The 17,471-nt window shown below is 73.1% G+C and carries 18 protein-coding genes; 10 read left to right on the forward strand and 8 right to left on the reverse strand.

Translation table 11 applies throughout. From position 1 onward, the window contains the following. Positions 1-5 precede the first annotated feature (5 nt). On the reverse strand, positions 6-686 hold the full coding sequence (locus ACZ45Q_RS16175) for an SGNH/GDSL hydrolase family protein (RefSeq protein WP_468260850.1): 681 nt from the start codon (positions 684-686) through the stop codon (positions 6-8). Between the two features lie 88 nt (positions 687-774). On the opposite strand from ACZ45Q_RS16175, the gene ACZ45Q_RS16180 reads away from it, so the two are divergent. Continuing rightward, positions 775-1,752, forward strand: coding sequence for a WD40 repeat domain-containing protein (locus ACZ45Q_RS16180; RefSeq protein WP_468260852.1), 978 nt, complete (start codon positions 775-777; stop codon positions 1,750-1,752). Here the strand turns inward: ACZ45Q_RS16180 and ACZ45Q_RS16185 are convergent. Continuing rightward, a complete protein-coding gene (locus ACZ45Q_RS16185) occupies positions 1,726-2,631 on the reverse strand; it encodes a TetR/AcrR family transcriptional regulator (RefSeq protein WP_468260855.1) in 906 nt (301 codons plus the stop codon). The genes ACZ45Q_RS16180 and ACZ45Q_RS16185 overlap by 27 nt on opposite strands. Before the next feature lie 87 nt (positions 2,632-2,718). Between ACZ45Q_RS16185 and ACZ45Q_RS16190 the strand changes: the two genes are divergently transcribed. Both ACZ45Q_RS16190 and ACZ45Q_RS16195 read left to right on the forward strand, forming a co-directional pair. Then, a complete protein-coding gene (locus ACZ45Q_RS16190) occupies positions 2,719-3,681 on the forward strand; it encodes an ATP-binding cassette domain-containing protein (protein ID WP_468260857.1) in 963 nt (320 codons plus the stop codon). After that, the gene (locus ACZ45Q_RS16195) at positions 3,678-4,499 is read left to right on the forward strand and encodes an ABC transporter permease (protein ID WP_468260860.1); all 822 of its coding nucleotides are present in this window, start codon (positions 3,678-3,680) and stop codon (positions 4,497-4,499) included. The genes ACZ45Q_RS16190 and ACZ45Q_RS16195 overlap by 4 nt, the downstream gene beginning before the upstream one ends. Before the next feature lie 121 nt (positions 4,500-4,620). Here ACZ45Q_RS16195 and serC read toward each other — a convergent pair whose 3' ends face one another. After that, the gene (gene serC, locus ACZ45Q_RS16200; protein ID WP_468260862.1) at positions 4,621-5,739 is read right to left on the reverse strand and encodes a phosphoserine transaminase; all 1,119 of its coding nucleotides are present in this window, start codon (positions 5,737-5,739) and stop codon (positions 4,621-4,623) included. A gap of 122 nt (positions 5,740-5,861) precedes the next feature. On the opposite strand from serC, the gene ACZ45Q_RS16205 reads away from it, so the two are divergent. After that, the gene (locus ACZ45Q_RS16205; protein WP_468260865.1) at positions 5,862-8,741 is read left to right on the forward strand and encodes an FAD-binding and (Fe-S)-binding domain-containing protein; all 2,880 of its coding nucleotides are present in this window, start codon (positions 5,862-5,864) and stop codon (positions 8,739-8,741) included. An 89-nt stretch (positions 8,742-8,830) separates the two neighbouring features. On the opposite strand, the gene ACZ45Q_RS16210 is transcribed toward ACZ45Q_RS16205, so the two are convergent. Continuing rightward, positions 8,831-9,217 carry a cupin domain-containing protein gene (locus tag ACZ45Q_RS16210; RefSeq protein ID WP_468260868.1) on the reverse strand — a complete coding sequence of 129 codons (387 nt, stop codon included), beginning with the start codon at positions 9,215-9,217 and terminating at the stop codon, positions 8,831-8,833. Between the two features lie 73 nt (positions 9,218-9,290). Between ACZ45Q_RS16210 and ACZ45Q_RS16215 the strand changes: the two genes are divergently transcribed. Further along, positions 9,291-9,746, forward strand: a complete 456-nt coding sequence (locus ACZ45Q_RS16215; RefSeq protein WP_468260871.1) for a hypothetical protein — start codon at positions 9,291-9,293, stop codon at positions 9,744-9,746. Between the two features lie 20 nt (positions 9,747-9,766). Here the strand turns inward: ACZ45Q_RS16215 and ACZ45Q_RS16220 are convergent, their stop codons facing one another. Together ACZ45Q_RS16220 and ACZ45Q_RS16225 are read right to left on the reverse strand one after the other, a co-directional pair. Then, positions 9,767-10,420, reverse strand: a complete 654-nt coding sequence (locus ACZ45Q_RS16220; RefSeq protein ID WP_468261160.1) for a maleylpyruvate isomerase N-terminal domain-containing protein — start codon at positions 10,418-10,420, stop codon at positions 9,767-9,769. A 305-nt stretch (positions 10,421-10,725) separates the two neighbouring features. Further along, on the reverse strand, positions 10,726-10,890 hold the full coding sequence (locus ACZ45Q_RS16225) for a hypothetical protein (protein ID WP_468260874.1): 165 nt from the start codon (positions 10,888-10,890) through the stop codon (positions 10,726-10,728). A gap of 242 nt (positions 10,891-11,132) precedes the next feature. Here ACZ45Q_RS16225 and ACZ45Q_RS16230 point away from each other — a divergent pair, with 242 nt between their 5' ends. Continuing rightward, positions 11,133-11,384 carry a GntR family transcriptional regulator gene (locus ACZ45Q_RS16230; protein WP_416526387.1) on the forward strand — a complete coding sequence of 84 codons (252 nt, stop codon included), beginning with the start codon at positions 11,133-11,135 and terminating at the stop codon, positions 11,382-11,384. Between the two features lie 84 nt (positions 11,385-11,468). Next, positions 11,469-12,851: a cellulase family glycosylhydrolase gene (locus ACZ45Q_RS16235; protein WP_468261163.1), complete on the forward strand. Its 1,383-nt coding sequence runs from the start codon at positions 11,469-11,471 to the stop codon at positions 12,849-12,851. A 44-nt stretch (positions 12,852-12,895) separates the two neighbouring features. Here ACZ45Q_RS16235 and ACZ45Q_RS16240 read toward each other — a convergent pair whose 3' ends face one another. Further along, on the reverse strand, positions 12,896-13,348 hold the full coding sequence (locus ACZ45Q_RS16240; RefSeq protein ID WP_468260878.1) for an NUDIX hydrolase: 453 nt from the start codon (positions 13,346-13,348) through the stop codon (positions 12,896-12,898). A gap of 292 nt (positions 13,349-13,640) precedes the next feature. On the opposite strand from ACZ45Q_RS16240, the gene ACZ45Q_RS16245 reads away from it, so the two are divergent. The 3 genes from ACZ45Q_RS16245 (at position 13,641) to ACZ45Q_RS16255 (ending at position 16,941) form a co-directional block, all read left to right on the forward strand. Continuing rightward, positions 13,641-14,609, forward strand: a complete 969-nt coding sequence (locus ACZ45Q_RS16245) for an EamA family transporter (protein WP_468260880.1) — start codon at positions 13,641-13,643, stop codon at positions 14,607-14,609. A gap of 203 nt (positions 14,610-14,812) precedes the next feature. Then, positions 14,813-16,357, forward strand: coding sequence for an MFS transporter (locus tag ACZ45Q_RS16250; RefSeq protein WP_468260883.1), 1,545 nt, complete (start codon positions 14,813-14,815; stop codon positions 16,355-16,357). Positions 16,358-16,368: 11 nt separating this feature from the next. Continuing rightward, on the forward strand, positions 16,369-16,941 hold the full coding sequence (locus ACZ45Q_RS16255; RefSeq protein ID WP_468260885.1) for a TetR/AcrR family transcriptional regulator: 573 nt from the start codon (positions 16,369-16,371) through the stop codon (positions 16,939-16,941). Positions 16,942-16,994: 53 nt separating this feature from the next. Here ACZ45Q_RS16255 and ACZ45Q_RS16260 read toward each other — a convergent pair whose 3' ends face one another. Continuing rightward, positions 16,995-17,426, reverse strand: coding sequence for a serine hydrolase (locus ACZ45Q_RS16260; RefSeq protein ID WP_468260888.1), 432 nt, complete (start codon positions 17,424-17,426; stop codon positions 16,995-16,997). Positions 17,427-17,471: the final 45 nt, after the last annotated feature.

Here is a 17,471-nt window from a genome sequence, read left to right on the forward strand (position 1 = left end):
TGAGGCTACGCCCGTGCCTCGTAGGGGCCGCCCAGGTCCCAGCCCTCGTGCATCGCCGCCGCGAAGGCGCCCGCGATGCGGTGCTCGCCGGCCGCGTTGGGGTGGGTGCCGTCGTAGGTGTCGGTGTGGATGTCGTACCCGGGCGGCGGTGAGGCCAGCAGGATCGGGGAGCGGGGCTCGTCCAGGTCGGCGGCGGTCTTGGCGAGGAGTTCGTTGAAGCGGGTGACCTGCTCGCCGAAGGGCGGGTCGGTCAGCGCCCGGATGTTGGGGATCACCGGCAGGACGACCAGGCGGATGCGCGGGTCGGCCTCCCGGGCGGCGGCGACGAAGGCCCGGACGTTCTCCGCCGTCTGGTCGGCGTCGGTGTAGAAGCCCAGGTCGATCAGGCCCAGGGAGACCAGGAGCACGTCCGCGCGGCACGTCCGCACCGCATCGCCGATCAGCGGCGCCATGTGCAGCCAGCCCTCGCCCCAGCCGGCCAGGTGGGCCCGCGGGAAGCCGGGGTCGGCGTAGGCGAGGGACGTCGGAGCGTCCGCCGCCTTGTCGTACAGCGTCTCGCGCGGGCCGACCAGCGTGAAGGGGCCGCCGTACTCCGTGCACAGGTGCTGCCACAGCCGGTAGCGCCAGGTGTGTTCGCCCGCGCTCCCGATGGTCATGGAGTCGCCGACGGGCATGAACCTGAGCATCCGATCATCATGGACGATCGGTGCGGCGCCCGCGATGTGAGCCCTGCCACCCGACGCGAACCGCCCCTGGCGGTGGCAGGCTTGGGGCATGCGCCGACCCTTCGCCCTCCTCGCCGCGGCCCTCCTCACGGGCGCCGTCTCCGTGCCCGCCTCCGCCGCCGACGGGGACGAGGGGTTCACCATCCGCGACCCGAGGATCACCGAGTCCAGCGGGCTGGCCGCCTCGCGGCTCCACCCGGGCGTCTACTGGACGCACAACGACCAGGACGACGGGCCCTACCTGTACGCCGTGGACGGCGCGACCGGGGAGACCGTCGCCAGGATCGCCCTCAGCGGTGTCGGGACGCCGCGCGACATCGAGGCGATCGCGATCGGGCCCGGCAACCGGATCTTCGTCGGTGACATCGGGGACAACTTCGGCGGCCGGTGGCCGCACGTGTGGATCTACGAGCTGCCCGAGCCCGAGGAGTTGCGGGACCGGACCGTCAGGGCCACGCAGTACGTGGTGAAGTACGCGGACGGGCCGCGCGACGCCGAGTCGATGGTGGTGCACCCCGGGACCGGGCGGGTGTACATCATCGACAAGCAGGAGGACGGCGGGCATCTCTACGAGGGCCCCGCCGAGCTGTCCGCCGCCGGCGACAACGTCTTCCGGCCCACCGCCGCCGTCGACCTGTGGGCCACCGACGCCGCCCTCTCGCCCGACGGCGAACAGCTCGCCGTGCGCGGCTACTTCGGAGGCGTCTGGTACGACTGGAACGGCGGGCGGATCGAGCGCGGGGGGCGGCTCGACGTGCCGCTCCAGGGGCAGGGGGAGTCCGTCACCTACACCGCCGACGGCACGAAGCTGCTGTTCGGGACCGAGGGGACCGGCTCCCCGGTGCAGGCCGAGGACGTGCCCGGGGGCGGCGGTTCGCCGTCGGAGGGCGGGGGCTCGGCGTCCTCGGACGGCGGTGGCGGTGACGACGGGAGCGCGGCCGACGGCAGCCTCAGGACCGGCGCGCTGGCCGCCGCCGTCGCGGTGCTCGCCGTCCTGGGGCTACGACGGCTCTTCAGGCGCCGCTGATCCGTCCGCCGCCGCTGACCCGTCCGGTCCCGCCGGTCCCGTCGGTCCGTCCGGTCCCGGCGGTCCGTCCGGCTCGGTCCGTGCGCGCCGGGCGTCCACGAACACCTCCAGCCCGTCCAGGATCCGCTGGAGCCCGAACTCGAAGTGGTCGAAGTCCGGGCTCCAGGTGTCCTCGGACAGGGACATCAGGACCGGATAGCGCCCCGACGTCATGACCCGTTCCAGCACCGGGCCCTGCGCCTCGAAGAACTCCGCCGTCGTCAGGCCGGACCTGCGCTCCGCCTCCTCCTGGTAGACCTGCGTGCGCGCGGCGCCGACGACGTACCCGTCGACGAGGAGGAGCGCCGAGACCAGTTCGGGGTCGCTCAGGCCCATCGGCTTGATGCGGGCCATCACCCGCTCCATGCCGTCGAGCGCGCCGGGGCCGAGGATCGGGCGGGACTGGTTGACCTGGAGCAGCCAGGGGTGGCGCCGGTAGAGGGCGAGGGTCTCGCGGGCCAGGGTCTCCAGGGCCGAGCGCCAGGTGCCGTCGCCGAGGCCGGCGTGCGGCTCGCCGGAGGGGCGCTGGACCCGGTCCAGCATGAGGTCGAGCAGCTCGGCCTTGCCGGGGACGTAGCGGTACAGGGACATCGCGCCGGTGCCCAGATCGGTGGCGACGCGGCGCATGGACACCGCCTCCAGGCCCTCGGTGTCCGCGACGTGGACGGCTGCTTCCACGATCCGGTCCAGGGTCAGGCCCGGCTTGGGGCCCCGGCTGGGCCGGGGGCCGGCGTCCCACAGCAGTTCCAGCGTGCGGGTGATGTCGCCGCTGCCGCTGGTCTCCGTGCCGGTCCTGCCGCCGCCGGTGCCGGTCCGTCCGCCGTCCTTGCCCCTTGTCATACGGCTCAGCTTAGATCCTTCCGAAAAAACTGGGTACGGCGTACGCGCAATCGGGTACGCTGTACCCAGTTCTTGGAAGGGGGACCCATGAGTGACGGCTACGCGGTCCGGGCCGAGGGCCTGGAGAAGCGCTACGGCGACAAGCGCGCCCTCGACGGCTTCGACCTCACCGTCCGCGAGGGCACCGTGCACGGCCTGCTCGGGCCGAACGGCGCGGGCAAGACGACCGCCGTGCGCATCCTGTCCACGCTGGTGAAGCTGGACGGCGGGCGGGCGCGGGTGGCGGGCCTGGACGTCGCCCGGCAGCCGCGCGAGGTACGCGCCCGCATCGGGCTCACCGGGCAGTACGCGGCGGTGGACGAGGTGCTGACCGGCCGGCAGAACCTGGAGATGTTCGGGCGGCTGTTCCACCTGGGCGGACGCCGGGCCCGGTTGCGGGCCGGCGAGCTGCTGGAGCAGTTCGACCTGACCGACGCCGCCGACAAGGGCGTCGGCAAGTACAGCGGCGGCATGCGGCGCCGCCTCGACCTCGCCGCGTCGATGATCCTCGCCCCGGCCGTGCTGTTCCTGGACGAGCCGACGACGGGGCTCGACCCCCGCAGCCGCGGCGAGGTCTGGGAGTCGGTGCGGGCGCTGGTGGCGAGCGGCACGACCGTGCTGCTGACCACCCAGTATCTGGAGGAGGCCGACAAGCTGGCCTCCCGGATCACCGTCATCGACCAGGGCCGGGCCATCGCCGACGACACCCCGGACGGGCTGAAGAACCTCGTCGGCGGCGACCGTGTCGAGGTCGTGCTCGCCGAGCGCACCGACATCCCCCGGGCGGTGAAGGTGGTCGCCCGCGTCTCCGACGGCGAACCCGAGACCGACGAGACCGAACTGCGCGTCCACGCCCCGGTCACCGACCGGGTCACCGCCCTGACCGAGGTGGCCCGCACCCTCCAGGACGAGGGCGTGCGGGTGGAGGACATCGGACTGCGCAGGCCGAGCCTCGACGACGTCTTCCTGCGCCTGACCGGACACCGCACGGACAAGGAGGCGGCGGCATGAGCGCCCTGGACCTGACCGTACCCGGCAGCCGGGGCCGGGTGTACTGGCTGCTGGCCGACTGCGGCAACATCGTCCGCCGCGGCCTGCTGCACTACCGGCGCCAGCCGGTCAACATCGCCTGGCAGCTCGGCTTCCCGATCCTGTCCGTGCTGCTGTACGGCTATGTCTTCGGCAGCGCCATGAAGGTGCCCGGCGGCGGGGACTACAAGGACTTCCTGATGCCGGGCATGTTCGTGATGACCATGGCCTTCGGCTTCATCAACACCGCGACCCTCGTCGTCTACGACTCCACCAAGGGCGTCATCGACCGGTTCCGGTCCATGCCGATGGCGTCGTCCGCGGTGGTCGCCGGACGCGGGGTCACCGATCTCGTCGTCGCCTGCGCCGAGTTGGGCATCATGATGCTGACGGCGATGGCCATGGGCTGGAGGCCGGACGGCGGCCTCGGCTTCGTCGCCGCGTTCGGGCTGCTGCTGTGGCTGCGGTTCGCGCTGATCTGGATCGGGGTGTGGCTCGGGCTGCTGGTGCCCAACCCGGAGGCGGCCGGCGGGCTGTTCGCGGTGGCGTTCCCGCTGACGATGATCTCCAGCATCTTCGTCGCCCCGCAGCTCATGCCCGACTGGCTGGGCTGGGTGGCCGCCTGGAACCCCATCTCCTCCACGGCGGCGGCGACCCGCGAGCTGTTCGGCACGCCGGTCGGCGGTGGCGACTCCTGGGTCGAGCAGCACGCGATGCTGATGGCGGGCGTGTGGCCGCTGATCCTGACGGCGATCTTCCTGCCGCTGGCGGTGCGCCGCTTCCAGAGGCTCAGCCGCTGACCCTGCCGGGGCACGGAGGCGGAGAGGGGCGCCCGGTGATCACCGGGCGCCCCTCGTCGTCGTACGGCCGTGGAGGCCCTCGCCGTACGACCGCGGAGTCATCGCCGTACGGGCGTGGAGGTCAGAGCCGCTCGATGACGTAGTCCACGCACTTCGTCAGCGCCTCGACGTCCGCCGGGTCGATCGCCGGGAACATCGCGACGCGCAGCTGGTTGCGGCCGAGCTTGCGGTAGGGCTCGGTGTCGACGACGCCGTTGGCACGCAGCACCTTGGCGACGGCGGCGGCGTCGACCTCGTCGGTGAAGTCGATCGTGCCGATGACCGCCGACCGCTTGGCCGGGTCGGTGACGAACGGGTTGGCGTACTTGATGTCCTCGGCCCAGCCGTACAGGGTGCGGGCGGAGGTGGCCGTGCGGCGGACCGCCCAGTCCAGGCCGCCCTGGCCGTTGATCCACTCCAGCTGCTGGTTCAGCAGGAAGAGGGTGGCGAGCGCCGGGGTGTTGTACGTCTGGTTCTTGCGGGAGTTGTCGATCGCCGTCGGCAGCGAGAAGAACTCCGGGACGTGCCGCCCGGAGGCGTGCACGCGCTCGGCGCGCTCCAGCGCGGCCGGGGAGAACACGCCGATCCACAGGCCGCCGTCGGAGGCGAAGGACTTCTGCGGCGCGAAGTAGTACACGTCGGTCTCGGCCACGTCGACCGGCAGGCCGCCGGCGCCGGAGGTCGCGTCGACCAGCACCAGCGCGCCCTCGTCGGCACCCGCCACGCGCTTGATGGGCATGGCGACGCCGGTGGAGGTCTCGTTGTGGGTGAAGGCGTACACGTCCACGCCCGCCTCGGCGACCGGCTCGGGGTGGGTGCCGGGGTCCGCGGAGACGACCGTCGGCTCGGCCAGCCAGGGGGCGAGCCTCGCGGCCTTGGCGAACTTGGAGGAGAACTCGCCGAAGGAGAGGTGCTGCGACTTGTTCTCGATCAGACCGTGGGTCGCGATGTCCCAGAACGCGGTCGAGCCGCCGTTGCCGAGGACGACCTCGTAGCCGTCGGGCAGTTGGAACAGCTCGGAGATGCCCTCGCGCACCTTGCCCACCAGGTTCTTGACCGGGGCCTGGCGGTGGGAGGTGCCCATCAGGGACGCACCGGTCGCGGCCAGCGCGTCCAGCGCCTCCGTCCGCACCTTGGAGGGACCCGCGCCGAAACGGCCGTCGGCGGGCTTGATGTCAGCAGGAATCTGGATCTCAGCCACGGGGCGAGCCTAGCCGTTCCCGCAAACCGGACGGCACCGCCGTCCGCCGGATGAGACGCAGTTCCACCGGCGGACGGGACGGGACGGCCCGGGAGAGCCGCCCGGGCTGGTTTCCTGGAGGTATGGCGGATCTGGAGGCGGAACTGCGCAGGAACGTCCGGGGCGAGGTCGGATTCGGCGTCACCGCACGGGCGTTGACGACGATGGACGCGTCCAACTACCGGCGGGTGCCGCTCGGGGTGGTCGCCCCGCGGGACGCCGACGACGTGGCGGCCGTGCTGGCGCTGTGCCGGGAGCACGGCGTGCGGGTCGTGGCGCGCGGCGCCGGCACCTCGATCGCGGGGCAGGCGACCGGCACGGGCGTCGTCCTGGACTTCACCCGGCACATGAACCGGCTGCTCTCCCTGGACCCCGGGACGCGCACGGCGGTGGTGCAGCCGGGGCTGGTCCTGGACCGGCTCCAGGAGGCCGCGGCCCCGCACGGTCTGCGTTTCGGCCCCGACCCCTCCACGCACAGCCGGTGCACCCTCGGCGGCATGATCGGCAACAACTCGTGCGGCTCCCACTCGGTGGCCTGGGGCACCACGGCGGACAGCGTGCGCGAGCTGGAGGTGCTCACCGCGCGCGGGCGGCGGCTGCGCCTCGGGCGGGACTGGGCCGGGGCACCGGAGGGCCTGCGGGAGCTGGTGGACGGGGAGCTGGCACGGCTGCGCACCGGCTTCCCGGAGCTGCCCCGCCGTATCTCCGGCTACGCCCTGGACGCGCTGCTGCCGGAGCGGGGCGCCGATGTCGCACGCTCCTTCTGCGGCTCGGAGGGCACGCTGGGCGTGCTGACGGAGGCGGTCGTCGCGCTGGTCGAGGCGCCACACGCGCGTGCGCTCGCCGTGCTGGGCTACGCCGACGAGAGCGCGGCGGCGGAGGCGGCGGCGGGACTGCTCTCGCACGGCCCGCTGACGGTGGAGGGCATGGCGGCCGACCTGGTGCCCTCGCCGGACGGGCTGCCGCGCGGCGGGGCGTGGCTGTTCGTGGAGACGGGCGGGGAGTCGCCGGACGAGGCACGCGCGCGTGCGGAGGCGATCGTACGGGCGGCGGACGTCCTCGACGCGCGGGTGGTGACGGACCCGGCCGGGCAGCGGACGCTGTGGCGCATCCGGGAGGACGCCTCCGGCACGGCGACCCGGATGCCGGACGGCTCGGAGGCGTGGCCCGGCTGGGAGGACTGCGCGGTGCCGCCGGCCCGGCTCGGCGCGTACCTGCGGGACTTCCGGACCCTGCTGTCCTCCCACAACCTCCGGGGGACGCCGTACGGGCACTTCGGCGACGGCTGCATCCACGTCCGCATCGACTTCGACCTGCTGACCGAGCCGGGGATCGCCGCCTTCCGCCGCTTCTCGGAGGAGCTGGCCGACCTGGTGGTGGCGCACGGCGGCTCGCTGTCCGGCGAGCACGGCGACGGACAGGCCCGCGCGGAGCTGCTGCCGCGGATGTACGGCGCGGAGACGGTCGCGCTGTTCGAGCGTGCGAAGGCCGTCTGGGACCCCGACGACCTGCTCAACCCGGGCATGCTGGTCCGCCCGGCACCCCTGGACGCCAACCTCCGCTTCGCGCCCCTGCCGCGCGGCCCGGTCGACGTCGCCTTCGGCTACCCGTCCGACGCCGGTGACTTCTCGGCGGCGGTCCGCCGCTGCGTGGGCGTCGCCAAGTGCCGTACGGAGTCGGTGTCGGGGCCGGCGGTGATGTGCCCGTCCTTCCGGGCGACCGGCGAGGAGGAGCACTCCACGCGGGGCCGCGCCCGGCTGCTGCACGAGATGCTCGCCGGGGAGCTGGTGACGGACGGCTGGCGGTCGACGGAGGTCCGCGACGCGCTGGATCTGTGCCTGTCCTGCAAGGGGTGCCGCTCCGACTGCCCGGTCGAGGTCGACATGGCCACGTACAAGGCGGAGTTCCTGCACCACCACTACGCGGGGCGCCGCCGTCCCGCCGCCCACTACTCGATGGGCCGGCTGCCGCGCTGGCTGCGGGCGGTGTCCCGCACCCGCACGGCACGGCTGGTCAACGCGCTGACCCGGGTACGGCCGCTGGCCTGGGCGGCGAAACGACTGGGCGGCATCGCGCCCGAACGGGACATCCCGAAGCTGGCGCCGGTGCCGTTCACCCGCTGGTGGGACCGGCAGCGCGGAACGGCCACCGAGGGTACCGGCCCCCTGGTCGTCCTCTGGCCGGACACCTTCACCGAGCACCTCTCGCCGTCCGTCGGGCAGGCGGCCGTACGCGTGCTGAGGGCGGCCGGGCTGCGGGTGGCGCTCCCGCCGACCGTGCGCCTGACCAAGGCGCGGGTGGGCGACGGCGTGTCGGTCGCCCTCGACCCCCTCTCCCTTCTCCGCGGCCGGTCCCGCGTCTGCTGCGGCCTCACCTACGTCTCCACCGGCCAGCTCGCCCAGGCCCGTACGGTCATGCGCCGCACCCTCGACCTGATGGAACCGGTCCTCGACACCGACGCCCCGGTGGTGGTCCTGGAACCGAGCTGCGCCGCAGCGCTCCGCACCGACCTGCCCGAACTCCTCCACGACGACCCGCGAGCGCCCCGCCTGGCCTCCCGGGTCCTCACCTTCGCCGAGACCCTGGAACGCCACGCCCCCGACTGGACCCCGCCCGCCCTGGACCGCCCGGTCACCGGCCAGACCCACTGCCACCAGCACGCGGTCCTCGGCGACGGAGCCGACCGCCGCCTGCGCGCCGCCGCGGGCCTCACCGGCGACCTGACCGGCGGCTGCTGCGGCCTGGCCGGCAACTTCGGCTTCGAGAAGGGCCACTACGAGGTCTCGGCCGCCTGCGCCGAGGACCAGCTCCTCCCAGCGGTCCGCGAGGCCCTGCCCGAGGCGGTGGTCCTGGCGGACGGCTTCTCGTGCCGGACGCAGCTGGAGCAGGTGGCGGGGGTGAGGGGGTGGCATGTGGCGGAGGTTTTGGCGCAGGGGCTGAATGAAAGCCGAACGACTTCATGAAAGCTTGAGCAACACCTGAGCCGGAAGTATGGCTTCCATCACTGTGCGTGATCCGTGCGGCGGGTGTGATGGTCGACAGACACACCACATCAATCGCTGCGACGCGGGGAAACCTCTGCCGCTGCATAACCTGGCACGGACGGCCACCGAACGGTCAGTACCACCGACTCTTCCTCCGCGAACCACGAGTGATCGACTCCGCGCCCCCACACGACGTAATCCCCCTGCTCCTGCAGAAGAACGCTGCCGCCGGGCAGTTCGACGCGGAAGCGGCCGCTGATGAGGACCAGGAGAGTTGTGCGCTCCTCGCCCCTCACCCAATGCGATCTCCTGTCGGCACAGGGATGGACGCCCCATTTGATCTCTACGGACTCGCTGTGGCGTGGGTCGCCGACGTCCTTGAAGTGACCGAGGAGCCAGCCTCGGTCCAGTGCTGCATCCTTGCCCGCATTGCCCACGTAGACGCTGTCGTTCACGTGGCCGAACGCTAACAACCGGTCCGCACTCGCTGTCAGAGCCTCCGACACCACCGCAGGAACGACTCTCGCCATGCCTCACCTCCGGACCACCGCGTTCGCCGTCACCATCGTCACGCTGGCCGCTTCCCTCGGATGCACCAGCGCGAGCCAGGGGACCCGGAAGACACCGTCTCCCGCGCCCAGCGTGTCACCCCCTGCCTCACCGGCCGGCCTCACGGCACCGGAGCTGCGGCCGGGGCACCGCCGGCTCGCGGCCGGAGGCCCCCGGCGCGGCGACTGGGACCTGGGCAGCGTCCGGCTCCCGGCGGGTGTCTCCTGGGTCAACGCCAACTGCGTCGCCGACACCGGGACGGGCATGCTCAGGGTGGCGATCGACAGCGAGGTCGAAGTCACCGTCGACTGCCCCAGCACCGGCGTCCGTACCAGCGTCAACCAGCTCGACTTGGCCGAAGGCGGCAAGGGGCGCTTCCGGGTCGAGACCTCCGACGTCGTCCGATGGACGGCGGACGTTCAGGTCCCCGGCTGATCACGCACCGCCTGCCTCGGCTACGCCCGGGGAGTGCCGTCCCAGCGCCATGCCGTGAGGCGAGGGTGTCCGGGTAGGGCGGTGCGTCCGGTGGCCCACAGGAGGGTGGGCCAGGGGTCCGTGGACGACGGGGCGTCCGGGAACAGCCGGGCGAGTACCCGCGAGCACAGATCGGCCGGCGGGTTCCAGACGAGGCCGAGCCCTTGCGTCAGGTCGTACGTGTGCACCAACGTCTCCACGATCCCCATGGCGGCGAAGCCCTCCGGGTCCGAGACGCCGAAGACGTGGTGAGCCCGGGTCTGCGGGGGCGCCGTGCGCACCATGGCGACCAGCAGCGCGCCGCTCGCCTCGAGAACCTGCAACAGGCCGGCGGGGCCAGCCTCGCGGTCCGCGTGGATGGCGTTCGCCGGGCCGCCGGACCGTCGGCTCTCCCAGACGAACGGCACCTCGCCGTCCAGAGGCGGTGCTTTCGGGCCCATCTGCGCGGCGTAGGCGAAGAGGTCGTCGCTGAGGTGCTCGACCGTCTCCCAGCAGTCCCACTCCAGGGAACCGGCCCTGCCCTCCCAGGCGGCCGACGGCGCCTCGCGCAGGACCGCCACGGCGAGCTGCACGGCGAGGTCGAGATCGTCCGCGGTGACGGGGGACCGGAGTTCACCTTCGACTGATGGGAGCATGGCAGGACCGTACCCCGACCGGGAGCGGCCCCCTAGCGAGATCCGCGCCTTCCGGCTCTCGGCCACCCGCAGCGCGTCCGCGAGGGCCTCGGTGAGGCGTTCGGCGAGGTAACGGAGTTCGCCGCACGGGGTGTCGGGGAGCAGCCTGCGGGCGTGGGCGAGGAGTTCGGTGCCCATGGTCAGTTGCGTGGCCTCGGTGGCGTCGGCGAGCCGGGAGACGGGGCCGCCTGCGTCGTCGGTGATCAGGTAGCAGGGCTTGCCCTCGGGGCTGGACCAGGGGAGCAGGCGTGGCTCGCGCGGTGCGCTCATGCCGCTTCCCGCATCTGGTACGGCCGGTGCTCTGCGACGTACGGGCGTACGGCCACGGTCTCGGCGCCGTCGAGGAGGGTGGGCAGGCCGTAGGGGCTGCGGTGGGCGGGGAGAGGGACGGTGTCGGTCGCGGGTGGCGGGGGAGGCAGGGGGAGATGCATGGGGCGGGGGCCGGTGCGGCGGTGGGTGCCACGGGGGAGGACTAAAACGCCCACCCACGTCATGAGGCAGCGGATAAGGTCGGTCATGTCATCGGCTCCGGTCTGTGTTCGGCTGGTGGCCACGCCCCCGGACGGCTCCACCCGTCGCGGGGGTCTGACACGCTCAGAGTAGCCTAGGCATACTAGGCATGCTAAGTATTCCAGGTATCGCCTATAGCGCTAGGCGTGCTCATGCTGATGCGGTGATCGAGTTTGCTCCCGACATCCCCCGCTGGCGTCAGGTCGCGGACGTGGTGCGTGGCCGTATAGCTGACGGCACCTATCCGCCACGTACGCGTGTCCCGTCCGTCGTGCAGCTCACCGCGGAGTTCGGCATCGCCAACGCGACAGCGCACAAGGTTCTCCGTGCGCTGCGCGAGGAGGGGCTGACGTACACGGAGCCCGGCCTCGGCTCCTTCGTCGCGCGGAAGCCGGATGAGGCGCCGCCCTCTTGATGCCCTCACCGCGCGCTGGTTCCATGCGCGGCACCGCGAACACCGAAGCCCCCGGAGGTTCCCGTGCTGCTGCGAACGACGCTCATGGCGGGGGCGGTTGCCGCCGCGCTGCTCGTCCCCGCCGCCTTACCGGCCACTGCCGTACCTGTGGTGCCCGCCCTCGCCGAGCGTGCCGCCGGTGACGGCATACCGGATCTCACCGACCGGCACGGCCGCGTGCTCACCCTGCGGGGCTGGAACGTGGAGGACAAGGTCAACCGGGGCGAGCAGGCGCTGTCCGCCGTCACCGAGCGGCACTTCCGGGACATGCGGGCCCAGGGCTTCAACTTCGCCCGGCTGCTGGTCTTCTGGGACGACCTGGAGCCCGAGCCCGGCCGGTACAGCGAGCGCTATCTGCGGCGGATCGACCGGATCCTGGACTGGGCGGAGCGGTACGACGTCCAGGTGCTGGTCGATGCCCACCAGGACGTCTTCGGGCCCGCCTTCGGGCATCGCGGCATCCCCGAGTGGGCCACCAGGACCGACGGTCTGCCCTTCACCCCGCACCCGGACGACTGGTTCTCCGAGTACTTCGAACCGGCCGTGCAGCGCGCCTTCACCCACCTCTACGAGGACCCCGACCTGCGCGCCGCCCAGGCCCGGATGTGGCGCGTGCTCGCCGGCCGCTTCGCCCACCACCCGGCGGTCCTCGGCTACGACCTGATCAACGAGCCGATGGGAGAGCTGCGGCCGGGGGAGGACCTGGCGGCGGCCGCGCGCCGGATCGAGCGGGAGCAGCTCACGCCGATGTACAACCGGCTGGCGGACGCGGTCCGCTCGGTGGACCGGGACGCGTGGGTCTTCGTGGAGCCGACCCCGATCGTCGGCGAGGGCGTGCCGACCGGGCTCGGGCGGATCGACGACCCGAAGGTGGTCTACGCCCCGCACTTCTACAACACCGCCATGGAGGCGGGCGCCGACTACGACCCCGGCGCGGGCTGGATCGAGGCGTACGAGCGGGCCGTCACCCGGTACCCGCGGGAGTACGGGGTCCCGGTCGTGGTCGGCGAGTGGGGGCCGCTCAACCACGCCCTGCCGAACATGCGGCGCTTCTACGGGGACGCGATGGCCTCCCTGGGGCGTTACGGCTCCGGCTGGGCGGGCTACGTGTGGTGCTACGGCGGGGGCTACTGCGCGGTCGACGGGTCGGGTGCCTTCCGCACCAACAAGGAGCTGACCGCCGAGCCGTACGCGGAGGCGGTGGCGGGCCGGGTCCGCTCCGCCGCGTACGACGCGGAGGGCGGCGTGTTCCGGCTGGCCTACCGGGCGGCGCGGCACGGCTCCCGGGTGACCGAGCTGTCCCTGCCGGCCGGTTCCTGGCGCGTCGCGGCGGACGGCGGGGCGCTCGTGGTGCGCAGGGCCGCGGGCACGGCGTGGGTGCGGGCCGCGCCGGGCGCGGAGGTGACGGTCACCGTGCGGCGCGGCTGACCGGCCGGCACCGGCGCCGGGGGCGCCCGCGCCGACGGCTACGGTTACGGCACCGTCTCGCCCCGGACCAAGGGGTGGCAGACCGGCTGGACGTCCGGCGGCAGGTCGTCCGGGTGGCACCAGCGGGCCTCGAGGATCTCGAACGGGTCGAGGCGCAGGTCGCCGCCGAGCAGGCGGGCCTCGTACGCCACCTCCAGGCGGGTGCGGAGGCCGCTGTTCAGCATGACCAGGCGGCCCGCCTCCACGTCCAGGCCGGTCTCCTCCTTGACCTCGCGCACCACCGTGCGCCGGAAGTCCTCGCCCTTGCGCGCGAAGCCGCTCGGCAGGCCCCACTGGCGGCCCGGCGGCCACATCCGGTGCCGCAGCAGCAGCACCCGCCCCTCGTCGTCGCGGACGACGCCCGTCACGCCGACCACGAACTTCGCGTTCAGCAGCCACATGACGCGGCTCTGCACCGGACGCAGCAGACGCCAGACGCGGGTGAGGGCTCGTCTCACGGGGCCTCCGGGGTACGGGAGTCGGGGAGAGTACGGGAGTACAGGGATCCAGGGGTTCGGGGTGAGTACAGGATCGGCGGTCGTGACGCTGCGGACCGTACCCCGTGGGCGCGGCACGCCGTCCGTGGGCCCCCGTCCACTCCGCGGAAACGCGTTGACAGCCCACCCCCGGACCGCGACAGTCGCATGACAGGGTTACACACCTGTCCCGGTCCACTACCCTGGACCGGGACGTACAGCAGCATGGACGAAACCGGCCATTAGGCCGCCCGCAGACCGCCCGGAGCCCCACGTGAGCACCCCCAGCGCCGCCCCCGGCACCCCGACCCCGGCCGCCGCCGCCACCTCCACGGCCGCGCCGTCCACCGGGCCCGTCCCCGCACCGGGCCGCTGGGGCTCGCTGGGCCCCGTCGGACTGGTCCTCGCCGGCGGCCTGTCCGTGCAGTTCGGCGCCGCCCTCGCGGTGAGCCTGATGCCCCGCGCCGGCGCGCTCGGCATCGTCACGCTGCGACTGGTGGCGGCCGCCGTCATCCTGCTGCTGATCTGCCGCCCCAGGCTGCGCGGCCACTCCCGCGCCGACTGGGGCACGGTGATCGTCTTCGGCGTCACCATGGCCGGCATGAACGGCCTCTTCTACCAGGCCGTCGACCGCATCCCGCTCGGCCCCGCCGTCACCCTGGAGGTGCTCGGCCCGCTCGCCCTGTCCGTCCTGGCCTCCCGGCGTCTGATCAACCTGGTCTGGGCCGCGCTCGCCCTCGCCGGCGTCTTCCTGCTGGGCGGCGGCGGGTTCGACGGCCTCGATCCGGTCGGCGCCGCCTTCGCGCTGGGCGCGGGCGCGATGTGGGCGGCGTACATCGTCTTCAGCGCCCGCACCGGCCGCCGGTTCCCGCAGGCCGACGGGCTGGCGCTGGCCATGGCGGTCGGGGCGCTGCTGTTCCTGCCGCTGGGCATCGCCGAGGCGGGGGCGAAGCTCGTCGACCCGGTGACGCTCGGGCTCGGCGCCGCCGTGGCCGTGCTCTCCTCCGTGCTGCCGTACACCCTCGAACTCCTCGCCCTGCGCCGCCTGCCCGCCTCCACCTTCGCCGTCCTGATGAGCCTGGAACCGGCCATCGCCGCCGCGGCCGGCTTCCTCGTCCTGAACCAGGCCCTGAGCGCGGCCCAGGCCGCCGCCATCGCGCTGGTCGTCGCGGCGAGCATGGGCGCGGTGCGCACGCAGACGCGACGGCGCGCCCGCGAGGCGGCGCCGGCCGCCCAGGAGTGAGGTACCCGCGGCCGGACAGCGCCGGCCGCGTGAGAGTCGGACCCCGGTGACGTCGGTGCGGGGCCGGGCCGCCGATGGCCCGGCCCCGCACCGACGTCTGCGCCCAATCGCCCGTGTGTCACGGCACCGGGCTCTTCCCGAGCAAGTATTTGAACTATGGTACAAGTAGTACGCAGGTTCAAATATCTCGTCGGGGAGGCCTGATGGACGCGGGACGTTCCGTACGTGCCGGGTGGCGGGAATGGAGCGGTCTCGCGCTGCTGGCGTTGCCGACCATGCTGCTGGGGTTGGATGTCACGGCGCTCTACCTCGTGGTCCCGAACCTGGCCGCCGATCTGCGGCCGACGGCGACGGAGACTCTGTGGATCATGGACGCCTACGGCTTCCTCATCGCCGGATTCCTGATCACCATGGGGACGCTGGGCGATCGGATCGGCCGCCGACGCCTGCTGATGATCGGCGTGGCGGCGTTCGGCGCGGCCTCGGTGTTCGCCGCGTTCGTCCCCAGCGCCCCATTGCTGATCGTGGCGCGGGCGCTGCTGGGAATCGCGGGGGCGACGATGATGCCCTCGACGCTGTCGCTGATCAGCAACATGTTCACTGACGCCCGGCAGCGGGCGCTGGCCATCGGAGTCTGGGCGACGGCGTTCGCCCTCGGCATGGCTGCCGGGCCGGTCGTGGGCGGCGCGCTGGTGACGGGCCTGTGGTGGGGCGCGGCCTTCCTCGTCGCCGTACCCGTCGCCGTCCTCGTGCTGGCGGGGGCTCCGGCGCTGCTGCCCGAGTTCCGGGCCCCCGCCGGCCGGCTCGACCTGCTGAGCGTCGGCCTGTCCCTGGCGGCGATGCTGCCCCTCGTCTACGCGATCAAGCACGCGTCCGCGCACGGCGTCGACGGCCGGGCCTGGGGTGCCGCCCTCCTCGGCGGCGTCTCGGCGGTCGCCTTCGTCCGGCGTCAGCGGCGCCTGGAGCAGCCGCTGCTGGATCTGAGGCTCTTCACGGACCGGACCTTCTCCGTGGCGCTGACCGTTCTGCTGATCGGCCTGGTCGGCTTCGGCGGGGTGATGTTCCTGGTCACCCAGTACCTCCAACTCGTCGAGGACCTCTCACCCACGACGGCCGGGCTGTGGATGGGCCCGCCGGCCCTCGCCATGCTCCTCGGCGCCGTCGGTGCGCCCCTGCTGGCCGCACGTGTGTCACCGGGCGTCGTCATGTCGGCCACCCTGGCGCTGTCCGTGTCCGGGTACGCCCTGCTCGCGCTGGCGGGCACCGACAGCAGGGCGAGCGTGGTCGGTGGGTTCGCGTGTGTCTACCTCGGGCTCGGGGTGATCGCCGCTCTGGGCACCGACATCGTCGTGGGCGCGGCACCGCCGGAGAGGGCCGGTTCGGCCGCCGCGCTGTCGGAGACGGTCCAGGAACTCGGCATCGCGGCCGGAGTCGCGGTCCTGGGCAGTCTCACCACGGCGATCTACCGCGGCCGGGCCGAGGCGCCGTCGGAGCTGCCGCCGTCCGCGGCCGGGACCTACGGCGACAGCCTCTCCGGCGCGTCGTCCCTCGCTGACCAGCTGACCGGCGGGGGCCTGGAGGCCGCTCGTGCCGCATTCACCGGCGGACTCAACACCGCCGCCGCGGCGGCGGGCGTCGCGGTGGCCGCGGCCTCCCTGGTGTGTTTCGCGACGCTGCGGCACATCCGCCCCCTCGGCGACGCGCCGACCGAGGCAGCCGGTAGCCTCGAGCCGGGAGCACGGCGATGACTGGTGAGACGATGGCGGCTGAAGAAGACACGGTCGACGGGCGGAAACTGCGCGGCCGACGCCGCCGGGCCCAGATCATCGAGGCGACGCTCACGATCGTGCGCCGCGACGGTGCCAGCGGCGTCACCCACCGGACGGTCGCCAAGGAAGCCGGGATCACCACCAGCCTGACGCTCTACTACTTCGCCACCCTGGACGACCTGCTGGTGGCCGCGCTGACCAGCGTCACCGACGCCTACACCCACCGCATCCGTGAGCTCGTCGACTCCGACGACGACCCCCTCGACGGCCTCGCCCGCCTCATCGCGGAATCCGCCGGCCCGGGCCGTGAGCGCGCGCTCGCCGAACGCGAGCTGTCGACCCTGGCGGCCCGCCGGCCCGCCCTGCGGCCGGTGGCGCGGCGCTGGCGGGAGAACGTCGCGGAACTGGCCCGGACGCAGACCGGCGACCCGGACGCGATCGAGGCCTTCGTCGCCCTCACCGACGGTCTGTGCGCGTCGATCCTTCTCGACGACCGCGAGGCCGATCCCGGCCACATCCGCGCGGTCCTCGCCAGGGCACTCTGCGGAACCCCCCAGCCCTGACGGCGTGACCGGCGGCGTCCCGACCGGCGCTCCCGATGCCCGCCCCGCGCCGGCTAGCGGTCGAAAGCGGGCAGCGCGAACCGCGCCACCAGCGGGAAGCCGTCCTCGCGGGCGCTCTTGGCGTTCACCGAGTACACCACCGTCCGCGACAGGTCGCGGGTCGCCGCCACCACCGTGTGGTAGCCGGGCCGGGACCCGGTCTTGCCCCAGATCACCCTGCCGTCGTGGACGTAGCGCTGCCAGGCCATGCCGTAGGACGCGCCCTCGACGCGGGGGACGGTGAGCATCTGGTCCACCAGCCGCTCGGGGATCACCCGGCCCTGGGACAGGGCCACCACGAAGCGCTCCAGGTCGGCGGTGGTGGAGATCATGTTGCCCACCGCCCAGCGTCGCGCGCGGCTCCGACCTCGTGGAATCGCCGAGGGTGCTCCGCGCTCACCGATTTTCATGCAAGCACGCTTGATTGTTTTTCCCTCCGCTGCCATGCTCCTCACCACACCGCGCCGCACGCCGCCGTGCCCGAGGGGAGC

This window comes from Streptomyces sp. NPDC031049 (genome assembly GCF_055571015.1).

Excerpts from the sequence above, each read along its gene's own strand:
- ACZ45Q_RS16175 (WP_468260850.1), bottom strand. The coding sequence starts at position 686 with ATGCTCAGGTTCATGCCCGTCGGCGACTCCATGACCATCGGGAGCGCG.
- ACZ45Q_RS16180 (WP_468260852.1), top strand. The coding sequence starts at position 775 with ATGCGCCGACCCTTCGCCCTCCTCGCCGCGGCCCTCCTCACGGGCGCC.
- ACZ45Q_RS16185 (WP_468260855.1), bottom strand. The coding sequence starts at position 2,631 with ATGACAAGGGGCAAGGACGGCGGACGGACCGGCACCGGCGGCGGCAGG.
- ACZ45Q_RS16190 (WP_468260857.1), top strand. The coding sequence starts at position 2,719 with ATGAGTGACGGCTACGCGGTCCGGGCCGAGGGCCTGGAGAAGCGCTAC.
- ACZ45Q_RS16195 (WP_468260860.1), top strand. The coding sequence starts at position 3,678 with ATGAGCGCCCTGGACCTGACCGTACCCGGCAGCCGGGGCCGGGTGTAC.
- ACZ45Q_RS16205 (WP_468260865.1), top strand. The coding sequence starts at position 5,862 with ATGGCGGATCTGGAGGCGGAACTGCGCAGGAACGTCCGGGGCGAGGTC.
- ACZ45Q_RS16215 (WP_468260871.1), top strand. The coding sequence starts at position 9,291 with ATGCCTCACCTCCGGACCACCGCGTTCGCCGTCACCATCGTCACGCTG.
- ACZ45Q_RS16220 (WP_468261160.1), bottom strand. The coding sequence starts at position 10,420 with ATGCTCCCATCAGTCGAAGGTGAACTCCGGTCCCCCGTCACCGCGGAC.
- ACZ45Q_RS16225 (WP_468260874.1), bottom strand. The coding sequence starts at position 10,890 with ATGCATCTCCCCCTGCCTCCCCCGCCACCCGCGACCGACACCGTCCCT.
- ACZ45Q_RS16235 (WP_468261163.1), top strand. The coding sequence starts at position 11,469 with ATGGCGGGGGCGGTTGCCGCCGCGCTGCTCGTCCCCGCCGCCTTACCG.
- ACZ45Q_RS16250 (WP_468260883.1), top strand. The coding sequence starts at position 14,813 with ATGGACGCGGGACGTTCCGTACGTGCCGGGTGGCGGGAATGGAGCGGT.
- ACZ45Q_RS16255 (WP_468260885.1), top strand. The coding sequence starts at position 16,369 with ATGGCGGCTGAAGAAGACACGGTCGACGGGCGGAAACTGCGCGGCCGA.
- ACZ45Q_RS16260 (WP_468260888.1), bottom strand. The coding sequence starts at position 17,426 with ATGGCAGCGGAGGGAAAAACAATCAAGCGTGCTTGCATGAAAATCGGT.